The organism is Ensifer sp. 38_S197, from assembly GCF_056924495.1.
The window spans coordinates 2,648,629-2,670,467 of record NZ_JBXOVZ010000001.1 but is presented as its reverse complement, the minus strand read 5'-3'; the positions used below and the strand labels follow the sequence as shown (position 1 = coordinate 2,670,467).

The window sequence follows — 21,839 nt, the reverse complement described above, 5'->3', positions numbered from 1 at the left end:
TCCTACGCGGCCAAACGCATTACATCCTCGTTTCGGACAGAAGCGGCAAATCCTTGGCAAAGTCGTCGATATCCGCCCAGGGATCGCCGAAAGTATCCAGAAGTCCAGGCAGCGAAGAATAGTTCAAATCCTCCGGAGCGTCGATAGTCTCCAGATCCGCCCAGTTGAGCGGCGTCGAGGCGGGCAGATTTGTACGTGCGCGCAGCGAATAGGGTGCAGCCGCCGTATGGCTGCGGGCATTGCGATGGAAATCGATGAAGATGCGCTTGATGCGGTTCTCCTTGCCCATCGTGGTGGTGAAGGTCTGCGGTGCGGTCGCCGCCAGTCGTGTCGCGATCGCGCTCGTCGCCTGATGCGTCTTCTTCCAGTCAAGCTTCGGCGTCACCGGCACGACGACGTGGATGCCGCTGCCGCCGGAAGTCTTGACGAAGGGGACGAGGCCGAGCGCTTCCAGTTCGCCGCGGATGTGGATGGCCGCCTCGACCACGTCGCGCCAGGCGATGCCCTGGCCGGGATCGAGGTCGAAGACGATGCGGTCGGGCTTTTCCAGCCGCTCGCGCTTTGTGCCCCAGCTATGGAGCTCGATCACGCCGAACTGTGCCAGCGCCAAATACCCTTTCGTGCCTTCGATCGAGAGAAAGGACTTGGTTTCACCTTCGGAATTGGTCGACTTGAAGCTGACGATCGAGGGGGGCATTCCGGTGAAGGGATGACGCTGGAAGAAGCAATCCGCGCGTTTTCCTGTCGGGCAACGGAAGAGCGACACCGGGCGCCCGAGAATGTGCGGCAGCATGAAGTCGCCGACGAGCGCGTAGTAGAGGGCAATGTCGAGCTTGGTCGGTCCGGATTTGCCGAATACCCGCCGGTCGGCATTGGTGACCTGGATGCTTGCGAGATCGGCATCGGTAATCAGCCGCTTGCGCGGCGACCGCGCCGGCGCCGAAAGCTCGACATCGCGAAGCCCCTTGAACACTGCATGGCGCAGGAGATTGTCGGAGGTGCGATTGGAGTAATGGATGCGGGCGCTCAGCACCGGCCGAACCCAGGTGATTTCCCTTGGCCCGCCTTCAAGCGCGGCCGCGTCACCGTGTAACGCCTCCAACCGAGTGAGCAACTGCCCGGCGGTTTGCGCATCGAAGCCGGTTCCGACCTTGCCGCGATATTGCAGTTCGCCATCTTGCCACTCGCCGAGAGCCAGGGAAGCAAGACCTTCGGCCGCCTCAGAGGTCGTGTAGCCGGCGATTACGAAGTCACCGATCTGAAGCGCCTTCGTCTTGGTCCACGTCTGCGTGCGGCCGCTTCGATAGGGCGCCGAGGCGCGCTTCGAAACGATCCCCTCCAGCCCCAATTCCGAAGCCTGGTCGTAAAGCTCGTGCCCATCGCCCTCGACATGATCGCTGAACTGGATGGCCGAGCGGCTGGATACCTGCCCCTGAAGCAGTTGTGCCAACAGCTCTTTCCGCTTTTCCAGCGGGACTTCGGTCAGGTTCCACCCATCGAGGTAGAGAATGTCGAAGGCATAGAAGACCAGCTTGCTGTCGGCACCGGTCGAAAGCGCGTCCTGCAAAAGCGCGAAGCGGCTGATGCCGTTGTCGTCGAGAACGACGATCTCTCCGTCGATGATCGTCTCCCGGCAGGGCAGCTTCCGAAAGGCGTCTGGCAGGTCGCCGTAGCGTTTCGTCCAGTCCAGTCCGCTGCGGGTGATCATCCGGACGTGGCCATCCGAGATATCCGCCATCGTCCGATAACCATCGAACTTGATCTCGTGGAGCCAGACCTGCTTATCCGTCGGACCGCCCGGCGGCTTCGGAGTCTGGCTGGCAAGCTGCGGCTCGATCCGCTGCGGCTTTGGACCTTTCACCGCGTCCGGCAGCGCGCCGGGCCTGAGAATGATCCGTTTTGCCAGCTTCTTCGGCGGCTCGACCAGTTCCTCGATCCGCCGTCCGCTCTTTACGCTTTCGGGGCGCGACGTCAGGATGTCGACCTCAGGATCGGCGGCAAGGTCATGCTCCTTGAAGAGCAGCCAGTTGCGCTGTTCCCCCTCACCCGGCTTCGGCTTCAGCCGTGTCAGCATCCAGCCACCATTGAGTTTTTCGCCGGCCAGACGAAACTTGAAGGCCCCGGTCCTCAGGCTCTTCTCGATATCGTCCATCGGCGCCCAGACGCCGGTATCCCAGACGATCATCGGCCCGCCGCCATACTCTCCTTCCGGAATGACACCTTCAAAGTCGATATAGTCGAGCGGGTGGTCTTCGGTCTCGACCGCCAGCCGCTTGTCGGCGGGGTTGAGAGACGGTCCCTTCGGAACCGCCCAGCTTTTCAGGACGTCGCCGACCTGAAGCCTGAGATCATAATGATCGGCCGTGGCGTGGTGCTTGTGCACGACAAAACGATTGCCCTCCCCGCCGGTTTCTCCGGCGGGCTCGGGTGTCCTGGAAAAGTCCCGCTTCGCGCGGTAGGCCGTGAGCTTCGACGTCGCCATGTCGCAAAGCTAGGGCGTGTTCGCAAAGGTCGCAATATCCGCCGAAGGCACGGGGAATTCTGCCGCCATGCTCGTACCGACTTCGGAAAGCGATTGCTTTCCTATGTGGCCTCGACTAAGAATCACCAAGGAATTTGGAAAGTCACGATGGTCGAAAAGCAGAAATCGCCACGCTCCCGTGGCCGCCCCCAGGTCCGTTCCGACGACGAGACCCGCAAGGTGATTATCCTGGCCGCCGAAAGGCAATTCTGCGACCTCGGCTATGAGACCGCTAATATCAACGTCATCGCCCAGAATTCCGGCGTCTCCACCAAGACGCTTTACCGCCTCTTTCCCACCAAGGCCGATCTCTTCGAGTGTGTCATCTCCTTCAGGATCGCAGAATTCGTGCTCGAAGCGGACGAAGAGTATCTGGACGCCGTTAACGTCAAGACCGGTCTCGTGCGGCTGCTTGCCGCCTATGGGCACCTCGTTCTCGCGGCCAATACGATCGCCATCACACGTCTGGTGCTCGCGGAGGCGGAGCGCTTTCCGGAGATCGCCGCCACCTTCTGGGAGCGGGCGATCGAGCGGACAAACGCAACACTGGAGCGCTGGCTGAGGGCGCAAGCGGCTCTCGGTCGCCTCGCAATCGACGATCCCCGTATGGCGGCGGGCATGTTGCGCGGAATGATGGCGATGGAGCCGCAACGCGCCGTCATGATGGGCCGGATCGGCGGTATCGACGAGGCGACGATCATGGCCCGCGCGGAACGTTGCGCAGAGATCTTTCTGACGGGCACCCTACCGAGATAGCCAGCCAATCTTTCGCATTGTCATCCAAACGTCATCAAGCTGTAACCTGAGACCGTATAACTCTCCCGCGCGGGAGCGTTCCCGCCGGGCGCATGAGGCGTCGCGACCAACCCTTCGGCATGGCCTCTCTCCCCTTGATGCCCGGTGATTGTTATGCGTTTGTCCGCGAAGCTACCCCTCGCAGCGGCGGCCCTGGCTGCCTTCTCCGTCGCTGCTACCAGTCTTGCCAGCCTGACGGTCAGCGGCGACCTGTCGTCGCGCGCGGCGATCGAGAAGCTGGAGGCGCTCGCCGATGCCCGCCGCAACGAGCTTCGCCATTACCTCACCACGATAGAAAACGACCTGCGCACCCTCCAGGCACAAAAATCGGTCGCCAAGGCGCTCAGCGATCTCAATGGTGCTGCCGCCAAGCTCGGCGACAAGGCAAAAAGCGAATTGCAGCGCCGTTATCTGGCGGAAAACCCAAATCCTGAAGACAAGCGCGCGCTTTACAGCACCGCCGGCGTCGACGACTACGATGCGCTCCATGCGCGCTATCACCCATTTTTCCGCCGCTTCGCGGAGGCTCATGGCTATCGCGACGTGCTGCTCGCCAATCTTAGCGGTGACGTCGTCTACTCCCTCAACAAGAAGGGCGACTTTGCCGTCAACCTGAAGGACCAATCCTGGAAGGACACGGGGCTTGGCCGGATTTTCCGCGAGACCGCCGAAGATACAGACAAGAGCAAGCTGGCCTTCGCGTCCTACGAGGCCTATTCGCCGCTCGCCGGCAGCGCCGCGGCGTTCATCGCCATCCCGCTGGAATCGATCGACGGCAAGATCGGCACCTTGATCCTGGAGATGCCGGATGCACGCATTGGCGAGATCGTCGGCAACCGCACGGGCCTTGGCGAGACGGGCGAAACGGTCCTCATCGACGCCAACGGATTTTACCTCGCCGACAGCGCCGACACACCGGACAACGATACCCTCAAGGCCCGGATCGTGGCCGATCGCTTGGCGGAAGATGGCATCATCAGCGGCAAGCTCGCCGATTTCCGCGGTGAGGAAGCGCAGATGGCTACCACCAGCCTCGATGCTTTCGGCACCCGCTGGACCATGGCTGCCGTCATGACGTCACGGGAGGCATTTGCGGCCGTCACCGCCTTGCGCAACTGGACGCTCGCGACCGCTCTCGCCGTCCTCGCAGCGGCACTAGCGATTTCCATCTGGTATTCACGCCGGCTGACGCGCCCGATCACGGGTCTCGTCCGTGACATGAGCCAGCTCGCTGACGGCGATACGACGATCGGCGGCGTCGGCCGGGACCGCAAAGACGAGATTGGCGACATGGCCCGGTCCGTCCTCGTCTTCCGCGATGCGCTTCTCGATCGCGCCCGCCTTGAAACCGAGGCGGCGGAAACGCGGGCCATGATCGAAGAGGAACGGCAAGTGCGCGAGACGACCCAGTCCGAAGTGTCGCGCCAGATCAACGAGGCGGTGGAGATGCTGGCGTCCGGCCTGGAGCGGCTGTCTCAAGGCGACCTGACCGCACGCATCGACCACCCCTTCGGCGCCGGTTTCGATCGCCTGCGCTCGGACTTCAACCTGTCGCTGGAAAGCCTTGCCGTCACACTCGGCGACGTGAAGGCGAGAAGCGCTGACATCGACGGCGAAACCAGCGAGATGCGCGACGCCATCGGCCAGCTTGCCAAGCGCACCGAACATCAGGCGGCGACATTGGAGGAAGCAACTGCAGCGCTGAGCGCAATCACCGCGACCATCGGGCGCACCGCCGAACACGCTTCATCGGCCACGACGATCGCCGCTGCCGCCAAGGCCAGTTCCGACCGCTCGGGTCAGGTGGTCATGAATGCCGTCAGCGCCATGGCCCAGATCGAGAAGGGATCGGCCGCCATTTCGCAGATCATCGGCACGATCAACGACATCGCGTTCCAGACCAACCTCTTGGCTTTGAATGCGGGGGTCGAGGCGGCCCGTGCCGGCGAAGCGGGCAAGGGCTTTGCCGTCGTCGCGCATGAAGTGCGGGAACTGGCACAGAAATCCGCTCTCGCTGCCCGGGAAATCAAGGCGATCATCACCACCTCGGCCGAGGAAGTGACGAAGGGCGTCTCGTTGGTCCGGGCGGCAGGCGATGCGCTCGACGAAATCTCCGGCGAGATCCATGCGATCAACGAGCAGACGCAGCAGATTGCCGGCGATGCGCGCGACCAGGCGAACGATCTGCAGCACGTCAACCAGACCATGCTGTCGCTCGACGCCGTGACGCAGCAGAACAATGCGATGGTCGAAGACAGCACCGCCATGACCCTTCGGCTCTCAAGCCAGGCATCCGGCCTTTTCGACCTCGTCGAACGCTTCCGCACGACATCCAGCCTACGCGACCAGACAGAGACGGATGCGCGCCCCCGCCTGATCGCTTAACGCTGGGATGACCTGACCGCGCACCGTCCGCGTATCCGCGCCGAAGGGCGGCATCAAGTTGCTTTGGCAAGCGCCACCGCATCGGCACCGGCCGGAAAATGGAGCTGGCCGGAAAGATCGTTCGCCGCTTGCCAAATAGCCTCTGCCACATCGGTTTCGGTGGTGACCAAGGGCGGGGCCGCGAACTGCGCGAAGATGGGTGCGGCAAAATCGGCGTAGGCAGCCGGGATCAGATCCTCAACGCGAATCGCGGTGTTGTGGGCGAAACGCGTGGTCGGCGCGTAGCCAGGTTCGACCAGTTTGACCCTCACGTTGAAGGCTTCCAATTCGTGGGCCAGCGAGCCGGTGAAGCCGGTGATCGCCGTCTTGCTGGCGGTATAGGCTGCGGCGAGCGGCATGGCGGCAAGCGTCACCGTGGACGTAACGTTGACGATGACACCCGCCTTGCGGGTACGAAACTGCGGTATCACCGCCTGCGTCATCGCCATCACCCCGAAGGTGTTGGTGTCGAAGACCTTGCGGATACGGGAGATCGGCGTCGCTTCGAAGGCACCCACTACGCCGATACCGGCGTTGTTGACGAGGGCGTCGATGGGGCCGCTGTCCTCGATCGCGGCTGAGATGCTTTCGGGGTCGGTGACATCGAGAGATAAGACCCGGAGCCGCTCGGATTTCGGCAGAATGTCTCGGCGCGGCGTACGCATCGTGGCGATGACGTTCCAGCCCTCGGCATGGAAGCGCCGCGCCGTCTCCAGCCCGTAACCGGAGGAGCAGCCGGTAATCAATACGGTCTTCATCGCTATACCTCAGTTGTTTCGATGGACAACGGATAGCGTCCACGACCAGGACGATCTACGGCTTGAAGTCCTAATTTCATTTGTTATCGTCCTGAGATGATCGATCCGCTCTCACAGCTCATTCAGCTTCTCCGCCCACGCACGGTGTTCACCAAGGGCATCAGCGGCGCTGGCCGCTGGGCCGTACGCTATGCCGAATTCGGAGAGCCTAGCTTCTGCACCGTCGTCGAGGGGGCTTGCCGGCTGGCCGTCGATGGCGAGACACCCGTCACGCTGGAGGCCGGCGACTTCGTGCTGTTGCCGACGACCCCGGGCTTCACCCTTTCGGGATTCGACCCGGTTCAACCGACCTTCATCGATCCCAAGGCAGCGCCGGCGCCGACGGACGAAATTCGCCACGGCAGGCAGCATGGCGAAGCCGACGTGCGCCTGCTCGGCGGCTATTTCGTCCTCGACTCGCCCGATGCCGGACTGCTTGTTTCACTGTTGCCGGCATTGATACATCTGCGCGGGATCGATCGGCTTTCGACGCTTGTGCGCCTGGTTGGCGAAGAGGCGCGTGACGAACGGCCAGGACGAGACCTGGTTCTGGCGCGGTTCGTGGAAGTGTTGCTCGTCGAGGCCCTTCGGTCCATTCAGGGCGAAAGCGCAACACCCGGCCTGTTGCGTGGCCTTGGAGACGCGCGGCTGGCGGTGGCCATTCGCAAGATCCACACCGATCCCGCGCATGCGTGGACCGTAGCGAAACTCGCAAACGAGGCGGCGCTCTCTCGCTCGGTGTTCTTCGAGCGCTTCACCCGCGCCGTCGGCGTGCCGCCAATGGAGTATCTGCTCGTATGGCGCATGGCGATCGCCAAGGACCTGCTGCGGCAACGCAATCTTGATCTCGCCTCGGTCGCCGAACGCGTCGGCTACGGTTCGGCCAGTACCTTCAGTACCGCCTTCAGCCGCCATGTCGGCCAGCCGCCCGGCCGCTACGCGCGCATGGCAAGTGCCTGAGCGCCTTGGCGTTGAGATGAACACACGAGGATGCTCCCGCACCTTCTGTTCCAGAGCAGCCCCTTCCGTAAGAAATCCTTCAAATGCCGGAGCCGGCCACATTTACACCCCCCTCGGTCGTTTATAGAGAGGCTCACCACCAACAGCGAAGCACAAACCATGCTCCGACGCCTCTATGACTGGACGATGTCGCTCGCGACACGAGAAACCGCTATTGTCTGGCTTGGCATCATCGCCTTTGTCGAAAGCTCGATATTTCCGGTTCCCGCGGATCTGCTTCTCATCCCAATGGCGCTGGCGCGCCCGGAGCGGGCATGGCGCTACGCGCTGGTTGCAACCATCGCTTCGGTGCTTGGGGGTATTGCCGGCTGGTATCTCGGCCATTATGCCTTCGATACGCTGGCAAGGCCGCTCTTGGAGTTCTACGGCAAGCTCGATACGTTCGAGCATCTGAAGGCGTCGGTCGACGCCGAAATGCTGGCCTTGCTGCTCGTGACATCAGGCTTGGCACATCTGCCGCCGATCAAGGTCGTGACCATCCTGTCGGGCGCTGCCAACATTAATCTCGGCTTTTTCATCGTGTCGGCAATCATCGCGCGCGGCGCGCGCTTCTTCCTGCTTGCCTGGCTTCTGCGCCGCTTTGGCGAAGACATCCGTGATTTCATCGAGAGACGGCTTGGCGCGTTGGCGGGAGGGGCGGCAGCCGTCCTGATCTGCCTCTTCGCCGCCCACCGCCTTTTCTACTGATATTTTCCCTGCCCGGCCCTTCAGGGGCTAACCAAGTTCTGTTGTACTCTACGCCTTTGCAGAAGCAGCAGTGGGCAGGGACAGCGGCGCGAGCGTCCGCATCCCGCGGCCCCTCGGGTCGTTTTCGGGCGCCTTGCGGCAGGCGTAGTCCTGCGCCTCCTGAAGCTTCGCGAGCGCGCCGTCATAATCGATCAGGGTCGGCCGCCCGCCGCTGACGACGCAGGTGCCGTCGACATAGACCCGTTCGATCGCCCGCTCAGCCGCACAATGCAGGAGGTTGCGCAAGGGATCATAGATCGGCTGCATCGCGTGGTGGCGAAGATCGACCACGAGGAAATCCGCCTTTGAGCCGACGGCGATCCGCCCGATATCATCACGGCCGAGCGCCCTGGCGCCTGCGATAGTCGCGGCTTCCAGGATGTCACCGGTCGCGACGTCGAAGACGGACTTGCCGGCGAGCCGTGCGCAGATCTTCGCCTGACGCATTTCTTCGAGCATGTTGAAGGGATAGCTGTCCGTTCCGAGCGCGATGTTGACGCCGGCCCGGCGGTAGCGGCCGACGGATTCCAGCGCCATGCCGCTGCGCGAGAAGGTGACCGGGCAATGGGCAACGGTCGTCTTGCGGTCGGCCAACAGCCGCAGGTCGACCTCAGTGCGTTGCCGGGTCCAAGAATGGCTGTCGACGAAGATGCAATGGCCGAGGATCAGATCTTTACCGAGCAGGTCGAGACTTTCGAGATATTGCACGGCGGTCAACCCGTGGCGACGCAGCAGTTCCTCATGTTCGGCCATGGTCTGGGCGGCGTGAATGGTGACCGGAATGCCGCGCTTGCGCGCAGCCGTCACGGCATCCTGCAGCAGTTCCGGCGAGCAGGTCTCGATCTGCGATGGCGCCACGACGCCGCCAAGGCGACCGGATGGGTGCGCAGCCGCTGCGTCGACGACCTCCAGCGCCCGCGCAAAGGCTTCCCGACCGCGCACCTTGTCCCAGCGGAAATCGAGGCGGTGGCTGTCTTCGACATGCCATTGCGCCTCGCGGAAGCCGGGCGCGACGAAGGCACGTGCACCGCTTCGGGCGAGCGTCGGCAGCCAGCTTTCATGCGGGCCCGCAATGTCGAGCAGCGTGGTGACGCCGCTGCGCATCAGATCGCCGACCATGACCGTCAGCGACGCCTCGATCGCGTCGTCGTCGATCTCCAGAAGGTTGGAGTATTCGTAGAGCGCGTTGCCCCAAAGGGCGGCCGTACCCATGTCCTCGAAAATACCCTTGGAGATCGGCTCTTCGCCGGAATGGCAATGGACGTTGACGAAGCCCGGCATGATCATCCGGTCGCGGCCGGAACTTTCGCTGTCGAATGGCCCGTCGTAGTGGCCACCAACATGGACGAAGCCCTTGTCGTCATAGGCGATGTCGGTGTCGTGCAGATAGACGTGGCCGTTCCGCTCGCGATCGAAGGCGACGAGCGTGTGCACATTGCGGATGACGTGGATCTCTTTAGTCATGCGTGGTCCTGAAATATTGCTCTAGGAAACGGCTGTAAGCTCCCATGAGAGCACTGAAAACGAAATAAACGACGGCAGCGAAGACATAACCTTCCAGCACCGCGATACCCTGCCATTCCGGATCGCGCATGGCGGTACGCACAGTATCCAGGAAGTCGAGCAGGCCGACGATGGTCACGAGCGTCGTATCCTGGAAGAACCCGATGAAGAGGCTGACGAGCGGCGGGATGACCTTCTTCAACGCTTGCGGCAACACGATCTTCCGCATGATCTGCCAGTAGTGCAGGCCAAGCGAATGGCCGGCCTCCAACTGCCCCTTGGGTACCGCCTGCAAGCCGCCACGGACGATCTCGGCGATATAGGCGGCGGCAAAGAGAATGATCGCCACCTGTGCGCGGACGAGCTTATCGACGGTGATGCCGTCTGGCATGAACAGAGGCAGCATGACCGTTGCCATGAACAGGATGCTGATCAGCGGCACGCCGCGCACGATCTCGATGAAGCTGACCCCCAGGATGCGGATTGCCGGAAGACTGGAGGCGCGGGCGAGCGCAAGCGCGATGCCGAGCGGCAGCGCGAAGGCAAGGCCGATGAAGGAAAGCATGAAGGAGAGCGGCAGACCGCCCCATTGCGCCGTCGGGACGACGGCCAGACCGAAGAACCCGCCTGCCATCAGCAGATAGAGCGTCGGCAGGATGATTGCGATCCAGGCAATGAACAGCGTCCGTCCCCAGACCTTCGGCACCATCGAGACGAGGCAGGCGCCGAGAAACAAGAGCATCGCCGCCAGCGGCCGCCATTGCTCCTCGAACGGATAGAATCCGAAGAAGATGTAGCGCATCTTCGCTGAGAGGAACGGCCAGCAGGCGCCACTCGTCGCCTTGCATTCGGCCGGCGTGCCGGAAAAGGTTGCGTCGATGAACAGCCAACCGATTGCGAGCTTGGCAAGCGCGAAGATCGTGCCGAGGCAAAGGATGGTGATCAGCGCATTGCCTGGCGTTCCGAAATAGGCGCCGAGCCAGCGACCTTTCGGCGCCGGTGGCACTTCACGATGGGACGTAAGCGCAGAGCCGCTGATGAGGGTATCGATCTGTGTCATGGCTCAGCGCTCCCTCAGCGCGACCTTGGCGTTGTACCAGTTCATCACCAGCGAGATAAGGATCGACAGTCCGAGATAGACGCCCATGAAAATGGCAATGGATTCAATCGCCTGTCCGGTCTGGTTCATAATCGTGTTCGAGACCATCACGAGGTCCGGATAGCCGATGGCGATCGCCAGCGAACTGTTCTTGAAGACGGTCAGATAGGTGTTGGTGAGCGGCGGGATGATGATCCTGAGCGCCTGTGGCAGGATCACCAGTTTCAGGGTGCGCGCGCGAGAGAGGCCAAGTGCCGTCGCAGCCTCCCATTGCCCCTTGCTGACCGCCTGGATGCCGGCCCGCACGATCTCCGCAACGTTGGCCGACACACTGAGCGTCAAGCCCAGGAGAAGCGCCACGAACTCCGGACGCAGGTGATAACCACCGCTCAAACGAAACCGGCCGAGCACTGGCACGTCCCAGGCGACCGAAATGTTGGCGAACAGCAGCGCCGCAGCGATCGGCAGGAAGAACGCCAGCGTGGCGATCGCGGCCACCGGCATGTCCTTTCCGGTGACGACGCGCCTGCGGCCGAGGATCCGCGCGACGAAACTGGCCGCGACGGCCGCGACGACAAGAGCCGTGATCAATGCCGCAAATCCGCTTTCCCAGTGCAGCGCGGGCATGACCAGGCCACTGTTCGACAGGAATACTCCCGGGAGCATCTGGATCGCCTGCTTGACCGGCGGAAACGTGGAGATGATCAGCGAATACCAGAGCAGCAGATAGAGCAGCAGCGGCACGTTGCGGAGCGCTTCCACATAGGCAAGCATCAGCCGCGACAGCACGGGGTTGTGCGACAACCGCCCAATGCCGACGAGCAGGCCAAGGATCGTGCCAAGCAATGCAGCGAACAGCGAGACTTTGACCGTGTTGGCAATGCCGACGAGGATTGCACGACCGATCGTATCCGTCGGCTCGTAGGTGATCGCGGTCTCCGTGATGACGAAGCCGGCCTGGCGCGCCAGGAAGCCGAAGCCGGTCGCGATATCCTGCTTGGCAAGATTGGCGCTCGCGGTGCTGAACATCACCCAGGCGATGAGCAACACGATGCCGACGGCGATCGCTTGATAGAGATAGGCGCGAATGCGCGCATCATAAAACAGGGGCATCGGGCACCCGTCCCTTAGGCAGGACCTACAGCGCCGCGGATCTCATCTAGGCGCAGAGGTCGCTTTGGCACTTTGAACGTCCGCAGTTCTTCCACAGATCGGAGACGATCCAAGGAAACATGCAGCAGGAAGGTGGGTCCGCGCCGAGACGCGGACCCGTCAAACCTCAACGGAACGGCGGTGCGTAGAGCAGGCCACCCTCGCTCCAGCGGGTGTTCGGGCCGCGCGTCAGGCCGAGTGCGGTCTTGGTGCCGAGGTTGCGCTCGAACACTTCGCCGTAGTTTCCGACGCCCTTGATGATGTTGTAGCCCCACTTGTTGTCGAGGTTCAGCATCTTGCCAAGCTCCTCGTTGACGCCGAGCATGCGCTGGATCTCCGGATCCTCGCTCTTGGTCATCTCGTCGACGTTGGCCTGGGTGATGCCGCGCTCCTCGGCTGCCATCAGCATCCAGGCCGACCAGGACACGATGTCACGCCAGTTGGAATCGTTCTGGCGAACGGCGGGCGCCAGCGGCTCCTTGGAGATGGTTTCCGGCAGAACGACGTAATCGTCCGGGTTGTTGGCGACGGCGCGGATCGAAGCGAGGTCCGAGCGGTCGGACGAGATCGCTTCGCAACGGCCGGAGAAGAAGGCGTTGCGGTTTTCGTCCGGATTTTCGAAGACGACCAGTTCGAACTTGCCGCCGATCGAGCGGAAGAAGTCGCTGAGGTTTTGAGCGGTCGTGGTACCCGGCAGCGTGCAGATCGCCGCATCCGTCAGTTCCTTGGCGCTGTTGACGCCAAGCGACTTCGCGACCATCAGCCCCTGGCCGTCGTAGAAGACGGTCGGCCCGAAGTCGAGGCCAAGCGAGACTTCGCGCGAGAAGGTAAGGGTCGTCTGGCGCGACAGCATGTCGATTTCGCCGGACTGCAGCGCCTGGAAGCGCGTGTTGATGTTCGTCAGGACGAAATCGACCTTTTCCGGGTCACCGAAAACGGCGGCGGCGACAGCCCGACAGACGTCGACGTCGAAGCCTTGCATGTGCCCCTTCGCATCCGCGGTGGCAAAGCCCGGCGTGCTCATCGAGACGCCGCAGATCAGCTTGCCGCGCGCCTTGACCGTTTCGAGCGTCGTCGCCGCGTTCGCAGACGTCGCGGCCACAAGCCCGATGGCGATGCCCGCAACGGTCGCGCAAAGCTGTAGGATCCTGTTTTTCATGAATTCCCTCCCTTGGTTTTTCCTTGTCCTGACCGGCCCTGGTCGTGCGGTCCTCATCGCACGCCTCCTCCCTGACCGATCGACTCCGGCCCGCAATTGCCTACGCCATCAGTTGCATACGATAGTAGAATACAAACATCAACATGATTGTATACAATATTGACGACAAAGTATTCGGGCGCTTGGGCGCCATCGAACTGCGCCGAACTCGATACCGACAAGACTGAGCCGGATATCTCCGCCATTTTGCAACGCTATCCCCGCAAGGGCTGACGCCCGCCGTCAGTGGTGCGGGTAGTCGAAGATACGACGTTCTCAAGTCGATCTGCGGCACCAACTGTCGCGCGGCAAGAATCCAGGCGCGATATCCGTCTCCAATATCTGTGACAATACCGGTGCGCCGGGCGGGTCTTACAAGGGAGGGAGTGAGCCATGCCAAGAGAACTGGAATTCATGAGCCAACAGGTGGCTGCGGGGCGGTTGTCGCGACGGGAGTTTCTCGGGCGCGCCGCAGCGCTCGGCGTGACCGTCGCGTCGGCGAACCTGCTGCTCGGCCAGGCAGCCCGAGCGGCCGGGCCCGTCAAAGGGGGAACACTGAAAGCAGGCCTCGTCGGCGGCGAATCGACGAACAGCCTCGATCCCGCGACGTGGGCGAGCCAGGTCCCTTACACGCTCGGGCGCTGCTGGGGAGAGCAGCTTCTCGAAGTGTCTCCGACCGGCGAGATCGAGCATCGCCTCGCTGAAGCCTACGAGGCGACACCCGACGCCAAGACCTGGCGTTTCAAGATCCGCAAGGACGTCACGTTTCACAACGGCAAGGACCTGACGCCAGCCGACGTGGTGGCCACGCTCGAACGCCATGGCGATGCCGATTCCAAGTCGGCGGCCCTGCCCTTCGTCCAGGAATTCGAGACCATCAAGGCCGATGGCGACAGCGTCGTCATCACGCTACGCCAGCCGAACGCCGACCTGCCCTATGTTGTCAGCGACTATCACCTGATGATCCAGCCGAACGGCGGCAAGGACGACCCGACGGCCGGCATCGGCACCGGCCCCTACAAGGTCGTTTCCAACGAACCTGGCGTCAAACACGTTGCCGAACGCCACGAAGGCTATTGGGGCGCCGCCGAGCGCGGCCATGCAGACCAGATCGAAATCGCCGTGATCAACGATTCGACCGCGCGCACCGCCGCGCTGCAGAGCGGCCAAATCCACATGATCAACCGCATCGAGCCAAAGGTCGTTGCCCTGATCAAGCGCCTGCCCGGCGTCGTCATCCGCAACGTGCCCGGCAAGGGCCACTACGTTTTCATCGCCCACTGCAACACCGCGCCCTTCGACAACAACGACCTGCGCCTGGCGCTGAAATATGCGGTCGACCGCGAGGAGATGGTTGCGAAAGTGCTCGCCGGCTACGGCACCGTCGGCAACGACACCCCCATGATCAAGGGCTATCCGCTCTTTGACAATGACATCGAGCAGCGGGTCTTCGATCCGGACAAGGCGAAGTTCCACTACAAGAAGTCCGGTCATAGCGGATCGGTGTTGCTCAGGACCTCGGACGTTGCCTTCCCCGGCGCCGTCGACGCCGCGCAGCTCTTCCAGATGAGCGCCGCCAAATGCGGGATCACCGTCGACCTGAAGCGCGAGCCCGGCGACGGCTACTGGTCGGACGTCTGGAACAAGCAGCCCTTCAGCATGTCCTACTGGACCGGGCGGCCGACGCAGGACCAGGTCTATTCGATCGCCTACCTATCGAAGGCAGAATGGAACGATACGCGCTTCTTCCGCGAGGACTTCGACAAGCTGATCTTCACGGCGCGCGGCGAACTCGATACGGCCAAACGTAAGGCGCTCTATCGCCAGGCGGCCATGATTCTGCGTGACGAAGGCGGCGTCATCGTGCCGATGTTCAACAACTACATCGACGCGACGAGCGACAAGGTCGGCGGTTGGGTGGACGATCCGAACGGCGAACTGATGGGCGGCCACGCGCTAACGAAATGCTGGCTCAACGCTTAGATCACAATGGTTTTGGGACGAATCGGCCCAAAACCGTACACGTGATCGATTCTTATAAGTGAGAGCGGGATGCGGTCGGAAAACCGCAAAACACTTTCCTCATCCCGCTCTTGGCAAATGGGAAAGGAGCCGAAGGTCGGCGACGACCTTCGGCTCTTTTGCAAGCATTCAGAGCGTCCGGCGAAGTGACAGCATGCCGTCGCTTGCAAGCTCCACCTCGATGTCATGGTAACGGGCAAGTGTCATGTGCGGGGTGTCGGCAGCGGCCTCATGGGCTCCGGTGATGACGACGACGTCCGCGCCGGCCGCAAGGCCCGCCAGGATACCAGCAGGCGCGTCCTCGAACACCAGGCAATCCTCCGGCCGCACCCCCAGACGTTCGGCAGCCATGCGATAGCCCTGCGGATCGGGTTTGCCGGTCGAGACATCTTCGCCGGTTATCATCAGTTGCGGCGTCGGGATGCCGGCAGCCGCAAGACGGCGCACCGCCAGGTCGAGCGGCGCCGAGGTCACGATCGCCCATTTCTCCGGCGGCAGGGAATTCAGGAAGGCGACGGCGCCAGGGATCTCGACGATTCCCTCGACATCGGCGATCTCGGCAAGCGCCAAATCGTAGGCTTCCTTTTCCGCATCGATATCGGGCAGTTGCAGGCTACGGATCGTATCGACGGCGCGAACGCCGTGCACGGTCTTCATCATTTCGACCGGGTCGAGACCGTTGCGCACGGCCCAGGCGCCCCAGACGCGCTCGACCACGGCCATGGAGTTTAGCAATGTGCCATCCATATCGAACAATAGGGCGGCAAAATTCTTCGTGAGAACGGATGTAGGCGCGGCGTCCAAGGCAATCCCCTGAGATGGTGAAACGGGCGGCAGCAACATCGCCCCGTGGAAAAGGCACACCTACTACCGGACGATCAGGCGCACAATGCCATTTGCGCCTGCACTGCCAGTGGCCTCGCTCAGCTCGCGGCCTGGACTCGTGTCGTCATGAGGAAATCGATCGGGCCACCGGGCTGATCGTCATCGAAAACGGCACAGGACAGGACGCCGCTGAAGACGGCGCCGGAGTCGACATTGGTCCGGTTGCCGATCGTACGCGGGTTGACCGTACTGGGTGTGTGTCCATGACAGAGATGCTTCCCCCAATATTCGCCGGAATAGTCCTCTGGTCGCCTGATCCAGAGAAAGATCTCGTCGCCTTGCTGCTCCAGCGGCAGCGTCTCATCGACACCCGCATGCACGAAAATGCGGTGTCGTTCGACAAGGATCGTTGGGAGTTCCTTCATCCACTTCAGATGCCGACCGGGAATGACGCCGTTGTAGGAGACCAGCGTCTCCTGGCCACCATTGAAGAGCCACCAATCAACGTCGTACTCGCCGCTGCTGGCGCCCCACAGCATATCTTCGTGGTTGCCCTTGAGTGTCAGCCAGGTCCAACCGGGCTTGGACGGGCCGGCCATGACCAATTCGACGACACCGCGACTGTCAGGCCCCCGGTCGATCAAGTCGCCGAGAAAGATGACCCTGCCCGCCGGCGCATAGGCTTCAATCTCGTGCAGGAGCACACGCAACTGTTCAAGGCAACCATGAATGTCGCCGATCGCGAAGGTGAGTTGCCGGGCGGCCATGCGTCTACTCTCCACACACACTCCATACCCTCGGACCGGGCTGATCCAGGGGAAAATATCAATAAATCAAAACACTATAACAAGTCTTTCGTCGAAACGTATGCGCGCGATATCGATCGAAACAACCGACTCGCGTCAAAGTGCCCGACAATTTTGCCGATAGTCCGCCGAGGTGGCCGAAACTGGGCGGAGGTACGCTTTCGAACGAAATCGCCAAAGCCGTGGCTGCCGCCAAGATGCGGACAGCTCGCGTCGCCGCTGAGCCCTCAGCGGCGGGAATGGCCTTTTGCGATCGTCGAGGTGGCGATCGATACCGGATCGCTCGCCGGAAATGTATCTTCGAGCCCCTCGTCGAGCTGTTCTTCCATCGCATCCCGATCGTGCGCCTGACGGGCATTCAGCAGCGGACCTCGTAGCGACCCCGTCGGGGCGCCGGCGGCCTGCAACGCTTCATCTGCGTCGAGCGCCGTCTTGAGCATTTCCTTTGCCTTTGCAACGGCGTTGAGCCGGTTCAACGAGCCGGCGCTATCCTGCGGGCACATCACGGTCACCACTTCCCCGCCATCGCCGACGAACTCGACGCTAAATCCGGCCCGACCGGCCCGTTCCGGGGAAACCTGTATACCGACGACGCGCATCTAATCCTCCTGCAAGCGGATTGGCGCCTCGGTCCACCGGACTGACATGGCAAAAGGCTCGCCGACCGTCCGTGCGGAGTCGAGGACATGTATGCAAGGAAGCGTCGAAAGGCGCTTTTGTTCCGAGAACCCGAAAAAAAGCGATACGCGACCGCGTTTGTGGTCAGATCAGAGTGCGCCCGGCGAGGCGACGGGGCGTGTTGTATCGGCCGGCAGGTCCTTGGCTGTATCGGCAGACTGGAAGGCCGGGTTGCCGGCGGGCGGCTTCCTCGTGCAGTCTGCGAAAGCATCAAGGTCGCGTTTGTAGACCTTGGTCTCGACGTTCATCATGCCGAGCACGGTGTGGAAGAGATTATCGTGCGACTTCGGCTGCGCCGTGTCCTTGGCCAGACAGGCGGTATCGACACCCATGGACGCCTGATAAGGTTTCGAGAACCAGGCGACGAATGGCACCTGCGTCTGCTCGCGCGGGGCGATCGCATAGGGCGCACCATGCAGATAGATACCGTCTTCGCCGAGCGACTCGCCGTGATCGGACATGTAGATCATCGCCCCGGCGACGCGGTCCTGGTGCTTCTCCAGAAGGCGGGCAACACTCGCCAGCACGTAGTCGGTGTACAGGATCGTGTTGTCGTAGGCGTTGGTGATCTCGGCGACCGAGCACTTCATCAGTTCGGGCGTGCGGCAATCCGGGGTGAACCGACGGAACCTCTCGGGGTAGCGCAGATAGTAGGACGGCCCGTGGCTACCGAGCTGGTGCAGCACGATCACGCTGTTCGAGGTCGTCGCCTGTAGCTTCTTGTCGAGTTCGCCGAGGAAGATCTCGTCCAGGCATTCCCCGTTCTTGCACAGGGGACTGTTCTTCTGGTTGGTCATGCTGGCGAAGCTGATGAGGTCGGCGATACCCTTGCTGCCCGTGTTGTTGTCCCACCACGTGGTCGAGACGCCGGCACGCGTCAGCACGTTCATCAGATTTTCCGTCGACCGCGCTTTCCATTCGCTATATTCGTTGCGCGGATAGACCGAGAACATGCAGGGCAGCGAAATCGCTGTCGCCGTGCCGCAGCTCGTCGTGTCGGTGTAGTTGACGACACCAAGCGCCTTCAGTTCTGGATTGGTCTCGCGTGCGTAGCCGTTCAAAGAGAAGTTCATTGCCCGTGCGGTTTCGCCGGCAACGACCACAACAACCACGGGCTTGCCGACGGCTGCGATCCGCGAACCCTGATGCGCATCGGTACCGAGCGGCTGTACGACGATGTTGCGCTCCTTGTAGGTCGAAGCGGCATATCGCACGGCCGCCGACACCGGCCCGGTCGGATTGAACCGCTTCATCAGGTCCTTATGTTCTCGGACCACATAGGCGACATTCGCGAAATTCGCATAGACCAGCCCACCGCTGACGAGGAGGCAGGGGATGATCACCGCGAGATTGACCGCAGCATTGGCGAGAAAGCGGCGGCGACGGACCTTGACCAAGGCGACGACAAGCGAAGGAAGCACGCCGTAGAGCAGCAAATGCATCGCCAGGCTCCCGGTCAGCAGGTGACCGGCTTCCGCCTGCGTGGTCACGGCCGCATTGCCGATCATGTCCTTGTCGATGATCACGCCGAAGGTATCTATGAAATAGGAGGCCGACGCCGACACCATGATCAAGAAGATCAGCACCGGCTTCATCACATATTTGACGGAGGCAGTCGTCAGCCCTGCAAAGGTCAGCAGGCAGAGTGCCGCGCTGAAGGAGAGCAGCGCTACAGCGGAATCGTTGAAATAGGCGACCGCATGGGTCCAGAAGGATTTGTTGGTGACAAGAAGCAGATAGGCGCTGACGAGCGCGCTGAGAGCGATGCCACCGATCTCTGGCCGGCGAATTCTCGAAAGTATCAAAGCGGGTCTCCAGCGGCGACTGCGCGGACATCAGAGATGGTCGACACGAACGCCGGCATTTCATCGAAGTGGAGACCGCAATACGGCCACCTGTTCAGTTGCAGCCTCCCCCTCATCGGTCGAGATACGACGGACAAGCTGTCCAAACCCCGTCAAGATTGCTCATTGCCAGCTTCATGCACGCGGCGGTGGGTATTGCGACCAGGAGTTGGCAGCCCAGGCGAAAGCCCATATGGTCGACAGCGGCCCCTGTAATATCGAGATGATTCAATGCGCCTGCTCCTGGTTGAAGACAGTCCGCGACTGGTAGAACTGGTCGGCGAAACCATGCGGGACGCTGGCTGGAGACTTGATGCCGTTTCAACCGTTGCGGACGCTGAGATGGCAATCGCCGGACGAGAGCACGATCTCGTACTGCTCGATCTCGGCCTGCCCGACGGCGACGGCTTGTCCCTGCTTCGTCGACTCCGACACGATTATCCGGGACTGCCCGTTCTGATCATCACCGCCAAGGGATCCGTCGACGAGCGCATCGCCGGGCTCGATGCCGGAGCTGACGACTATCTGGTAAAACCATTTCATCATCGGGAGCTTCTCTCCCGTTGCCGCGCGATGCTGAGGCGCAACCCGCAGGCGGTCCAGCCGGTGCTGGAGGCAGGCGCCTTGCGCTATGACCCGGCGACCGCCGACCTCACCTGTGACGGCATCGTCGTGCCGTTGCCACCGCGCGAACGGTCGCTGATGGAAATCCTGATGCGGGAGGTCGGCCGCGTAGTGCCGAAGCGAAAACTCGAAACGGCGCTTTCTGAATACGGTCAGGAAGTCACGCCAAATGCGCTCGAGCTCGCCGTATCCCGCGTCCGAAAGCGCCTGCAACCGCTTGACACCGGCGTACAGATAGAGACCGTGCGCGGCATCGGCTATTTGCTCAGGCGCGCCTCATGAAAACCCGCAACCCGTCGCTGATCGGCATCGTCGCCCGCCGCATCATCGCCTTCTCGCTGGTGGCGATGGCGCTTCAGATCGGCGTCGTTTTTGCCGACTACTGGTACGACGACGACAAGCTGAGCGTCCTCATGCTCCAGCAGGAAACCGAAAATGTGGCCGCCTACGTCCAGGTCCGCGATGGTGTCGTGAGCTACGAGCCCAATCACGAGGTGCGCGAGCGTTATCAAGACCGTCATGACGACGGTAGCTCGATCTTCCTTCGCATCCGTACCGCCTCTGGCGAGATCGTCTATTCGAACTGCACGAGCGAATGCGCCCGACATTTCCTACCGGTCAGCATGGATGCACCGCAATTCTGGAAGCGCCGGATCGCGCCCGGCAAGCCCTTCAGTGTCGCCGGCGGCCAGACTTTCGAACGGGGCGGCACCACCCTGCTCATCGAACTCGCGATCCTCAACGATCCCAACGGCTTCATGTACAGCGCACTGCTGCACGAGATGTTCGATTCGATGATCGTGCCGATGACGCTGATGTTCTGTCTCGTCATCGGCGCGACGATCTGGTCGGTCCGCAGCGCACTGAAGCCCGTCGCGATGGCCGCCAAGACGGCCGATGCGCTGGACCCGCGCGACAGCAGCGCACGCCTGCCACTGACACGAATGCCGCAGGAAATCGCCCGCCTGGTCACCGCCGTCAACCGCATGCTCACACGGGTGGCCGATCTCATCCAGTCGCAGAAGCTGTTCTCATCCTCGATCGCCCACGAAATCCGGACGCCGGTGTCGATCGCCAAGATGGAGCTGAGCCGCATCAACGATCCGAGGGCTCGCAACGCCGAAAGGGACCTTGACGCGCTGACCCATATTCTCGAGCAGCTCACCTCTCTGGCGCGGGCCGATGCAGTCGATCCCTCCGCCTACCAGCGCACCAGCCTGTCGCAGATCGGAGCCGCCGTTGCGGAGGCCATCGCACCGTTCGTCTTCGACCACGACAAATCGCTCGAGTTCGTCGACGAAGGCACTCCACCGGTCACCGCGATCCCGGCACTCGTCGAGAATATGCTGCGAAACCTGATCGAGAACGCGGTGAAACACAATCCGCCGGGCACCCGTATCGTTCTCGCCTGCGGTCCCGGCCCGGTGGTCTCCGTCGAAGACGACGGAAAAGGGCTCGTCGATCTGCCCGAGCACCACGAAGACCTCGGCTACGTGAAGAGTTCCGGCCAGCTCGGGCTCGGCCTCAAGATTGTCCGGCGCATCAGTGAGTTGCATCAGGCGACGATTTCGATCGATACGACGCCAGAGCGCGGAACCAAGATTTCGATAGACTTTTCCGCCGCGGCCTGAGTCCCGCCAATTGACCGCTCTGAGAGTATAGGCTCCTCCCCTCCTGACTCTGCACCCTTCAGGCGCCATGCGCCCATTTGCGCCAATGCCGATGGCAGGCTCTCTGCGTTGCCACCTCGATCCCGCGGGAGGCAACCGACCGTCCGCTTATCGTCCGTGCTGCGAGCTCCCAAC

17 protein-coding genes are annotated in these 21,839 nt (G+C 62.1%); 7 read left to right on the top strand and 10 right to left on the bottom strand.

Annotated elements, in window-relative coordinates; all coding sequences use genetic code 11:
- Window positions 1–19: 19 nt before the first annotated feature.
- Window positions 20–2,482: a DNA ligase D gene (gene ligD / locus AC1Z3V_RS12160; protein ID WP_483499173.1), complete on the bottom strand. Its 2,463-nt coding sequence runs from the start codon at window positions 2,480–2,482 to the stop codon at window positions 20–22.
- Between the two features lie 147 nt (window positions 2,483–2,629).
- Between ligD and AC1Z3V_RS12155 the strand changes: the two genes are divergently transcribed.
- The gene (locus AC1Z3V_RS12155) at window positions 2,630–3,277 is read left to right on the top strand and encodes a TetR/AcrR family transcriptional regulator (RefSeq protein ID WP_483499171.1); all 648 of its coding nucleotides are present in this window, start codon (window positions 2,630–2,632) and stop codon (window positions 3,275–3,277) included.
- A gap of 153 nt (window positions 3,278–3,430) precedes the next feature.
- Complete coding sequence (locus AC1Z3V_RS12150; protein WP_483499170.1) at window positions 3,431–5,701, top strand: methyl-accepting chemotaxis protein; 2,271 nt, start codon at window positions 3,431–3,433, stop codon at window positions 5,699–5,701.
- 53 nt (window positions 5,702–5,754) lie between these two features.
- Here the strand turns inward: AC1Z3V_RS12150 and AC1Z3V_RS12145 are convergent, their stop codons facing one another.
- A complete protein-coding gene (locus AC1Z3V_RS12145; RefSeq protein ID WP_483499168.1) occupies window positions 5,755–6,498 on the bottom strand; it encodes an SDR family oxidoreductase in 744 nt (247 codons plus the stop codon).
- A 96-nt stretch (window positions 6,499–6,594) separates the two neighbouring features.
- Here AC1Z3V_RS12145 and AC1Z3V_RS12140 point away from each other — a divergent pair, with 96 nt between their 5' ends.
- Together AC1Z3V_RS12140 and AC1Z3V_RS12135 are read left to right on the top strand one after the other, a co-directional pair.
- The gene (locus tag AC1Z3V_RS12140) at window positions 6,595–7,497 is read left to right on the top strand and encodes an AraC family transcriptional regulator (protein WP_483499166.1); all 903 of its coding nucleotides are present in this window, start codon (window positions 6,595–6,597) and stop codon (window positions 7,495–7,497) included.
- A 159-nt stretch (window positions 7,498–7,656) separates the two neighbouring features.
- The gene (locus tag AC1Z3V_RS12135) at window positions 7,657–8,244 is read left to right on the top strand and encodes a YqaA family protein (protein WP_483499164.1); all 588 of its coding nucleotides are present in this window, start codon (window positions 7,657–7,659) and stop codon (window positions 8,242–8,244) included.
- Window positions 8,245–8,292: 48 nt separating this feature from the next.
- On the opposite strand, the gene AC1Z3V_RS12130 is transcribed toward AC1Z3V_RS12135, so the two are convergent.
- The 4 genes from AC1Z3V_RS12130 to AC1Z3V_RS12115 all read right to left on the bottom strand — a co-directional run bounded on the left by AC1Z3V_RS12130 (window position 8,293) and on the right by AC1Z3V_RS12115 (window position 13,196).
- Window positions 8,293–9,747, bottom strand: a complete 1,455-nt coding sequence (locus tag AC1Z3V_RS12130; protein WP_483499162.1) for an amidohydrolase family protein — start codon at window positions 9,745–9,747, stop codon at window positions 8,293–8,295.
- The gene (locus AC1Z3V_RS12125; protein WP_483499160.1) at window positions 9,740–10,846 is read right to left on the bottom strand and encodes an amino acid ABC transporter permease; all 1,107 of its coding nucleotides are present in this window, start codon (window positions 10,844–10,846) and stop codon (window positions 9,740–9,742) included. Before AC1Z3V_RS12125 ends, AC1Z3V_RS12130 begins: the two co-directional genes overlap by 8 nt.
- Window positions 10,847–10,849: 3 nt before the next feature.
- On the bottom strand, window positions 10,850–11,998 hold the full coding sequence (locus tag AC1Z3V_RS12120; RefSeq protein WP_483499158.1) for an amino acid ABC transporter permease: 1,149 nt from the start codon (window positions 11,996–11,998) through the stop codon (window positions 10,850–10,852).
- Window positions 11,999–12,164: 166 nt separating this feature from the next.
- The gene (locus AC1Z3V_RS12115) at window positions 12,165–13,196 is read right to left on the bottom strand and encodes an amino acid ABC transporter substrate-binding protein (RefSeq protein ID WP_429811592.1); all 1,032 of its coding nucleotides are present in this window, start codon (window positions 13,194–13,196) and stop codon (window positions 12,165–12,167) included.
- A gap of 432 nt (window positions 13,197–13,628) precedes the next feature.
- Between AC1Z3V_RS12115 and AC1Z3V_RS12110 the strand changes: the two genes are divergently transcribed.
- Window positions 13,629–15,218 (top strand): ABC transporter substrate-binding protein, encoded by a 1,590-nt coding sequence (locus tag AC1Z3V_RS12110; protein ID WP_429811589.1) that lies wholly within the window; start codon window positions 13,629–13,631, stop codon window positions 15,216–15,218.
- 168 nt (window positions 15,219–15,386) lie between these two features.
- On the opposite strand, the gene AC1Z3V_RS12105 is transcribed toward AC1Z3V_RS12110, so the two are convergent.
- The 4 genes from AC1Z3V_RS12105 to AC1Z3V_RS12090 form a co-directional block, all read right to left on the bottom strand.
- Window positions 15,387–16,100 carry an HAD family hydrolase gene (locus AC1Z3V_RS12105; protein WP_483499156.1) on the bottom strand — a complete coding sequence of 238 codons (714 nt, stop codon included), beginning with the start codon at window positions 16,098–16,100 and terminating at the stop codon, window positions 15,387–15,389.
- An 80-nt stretch (window positions 16,101–16,180) separates the two neighbouring features.
- Window positions 16,181–16,849, bottom strand: a complete 669-nt coding sequence (locus AC1Z3V_RS12100; protein WP_483499154.1) for a metallophosphoesterase family protein — start codon at window positions 16,847–16,849, stop codon at window positions 16,181–16,183.
- A gap of 266 nt (window positions 16,850–17,115) precedes the next feature.
- Window positions 17,116–17,487, bottom strand: coding sequence for a hypothetical protein (locus AC1Z3V_RS12095; protein WP_483499152.1), 372 nt, complete (start codon window positions 17,485–17,487; stop codon window positions 17,116–17,118).
- 168 nt (window positions 17,488–17,655) lie between these two features.
- Window positions 17,656–19,371, bottom strand: coding sequence for a phosphoethanolamine transferase (locus AC1Z3V_RS12090; protein ID WP_483499150.1), 1,716 nt, complete (start codon window positions 19,369–19,371; stop codon window positions 17,656–17,658).
- Window positions 19,372–19,641: 270 nt separating this feature from the next.
- Here AC1Z3V_RS12090 and AC1Z3V_RS12085 point away from each other — a divergent pair, with 270 nt between their 5' ends.
- Both AC1Z3V_RS12085 and AC1Z3V_RS12080 read left to right on the top strand, forming a co-directional pair.
- Window positions 19,642–20,316, top strand: a complete 675-nt coding sequence (locus tag AC1Z3V_RS12085; protein ID WP_429811574.1) for a response regulator transcription factor — start codon at window positions 19,642–19,644, stop codon at window positions 20,314–20,316.
- Entirely contained in the window at window positions 20,313–21,665 is a 1,353-nt protein-coding gene (locus AC1Z3V_RS12080; RefSeq protein ID WP_483499148.1) for a sensor histidine kinase, read from the top strand. Before AC1Z3V_RS12085 ends, AC1Z3V_RS12080 begins: the two co-directional genes overlap by 4 nt.
- Window positions 21,666–21,839: the final 174 nt, after the last annotated feature.

What these genes read in the sequence shown, in the direction of transcription:
- AC1Z3V_RS12125 (WP_483499160.1), bottom strand. Translation starts at nt 10,846, where the DNA reads ATGACACAGATCGATACCCTCATCAGCGGCTCTGCGCTTACGTCCCAT.
- AC1Z3V_RS12135 (WP_483499164.1), top strand. Translation starts at nt 7,657, where the DNA reads ATGCTCCGACGCCTCTATGACTGGACGATGTCGCTCGCGACACGAGAA.
- AC1Z3V_RS12140 (WP_483499166.1), top strand. Translation starts at nt 6,595, where the DNA reads ATGATCGATCCGCTCTCACAGCTCATTCAGCTTCTCCGCCCACGCACG.
- AC1Z3V_RS12105 (WP_483499156.1), bottom strand. Translation starts at nt 16,100, where the DNA reads ATGTTGCTGCCGCCCGTTTCACCATCTCAGGGGATTGCCTTGGACGCC.
- AC1Z3V_RS12155 (WP_483499171.1), top strand. Translation starts at nt 2,630, where the DNA reads ATGGTCGAAAAGCAGAAATCGCCACGCTCCCGTGGCCGCCCCCAGGTC.
- AC1Z3V_RS12110 (WP_429811589.1), top strand. Translation starts at nt 13,629, where the DNA reads ATGCCAAGAGAACTGGAATTCATGAGCCAACAGGTGGCTGCGGGGCGG.
- ligD (WP_483499173.1), bottom strand. Translation starts at nt 2,482, where the DNA reads ATGGCGACGTCGAAGCTCACGGCCTACCGCGCGAAGCGGGACTTTTCC.
- AC1Z3V_RS12120 (WP_483499158.1), bottom strand. Translation starts at nt 11,998, where the DNA reads ATGCCCCTGTTTTATGATGCGCGCATTCGCGCCTATCTCTATCAAGCG.
- AC1Z3V_RS12150 (WP_483499170.1), top strand. Translation starts at nt 3,431, where the DNA reads ATGCGTTTGTCCGCGAAGCTACCCCTCGCAGCGGCGGCCCTGGCTGCC.
- AC1Z3V_RS12085 (WP_429811574.1), top strand. Translation starts at nt 19,642, where the DNA reads ATGCGCCTGCTCCTGGTTGAAGACAGTCCGCGACTGGTAGAACTGGTC.
- AC1Z3V_RS12145 (WP_483499168.1), bottom strand. Translation starts at nt 6,498, where the DNA reads ATGAAGACCGTATTGATTACCGGCTGCTCCTCCGGTTACGGGCTGGAG.
- AC1Z3V_RS12130 (WP_483499162.1), bottom strand. Translation starts at nt 9,747, where the DNA reads ATGACTAAAGAGATCCACGTCATCCGCAATGTGCACACGCTCGTCGCC.
- AC1Z3V_RS12115 (WP_429811592.1), bottom strand. Translation starts at nt 13,196, where the DNA reads ATGAAAAACAGGATCCTACAGCTTTGCGCGACCGTTGCGGGCATCGCC.
- AC1Z3V_RS12080 (WP_483499148.1), top strand. Translation starts at nt 20,313, where the DNA reads ATGAAAACCCGCAACCCGTCGCTGATCGGCATCGTCGCCCGCCGCATC.
- AC1Z3V_RS12100 (WP_483499154.1), bottom strand. Translation starts at nt 16,849, where the DNA reads ATGGCCGCCCGGCAACTCACCTTCGCGATCGGCGACATTCATGGTTGC.
- AC1Z3V_RS12095 (WP_483499152.1), bottom strand. Translation starts at nt 17,487, where the DNA reads ATGCGCGTCGTCGGTATACAGGTTTCCCCGGAACGGGCCGGTCGGGCC.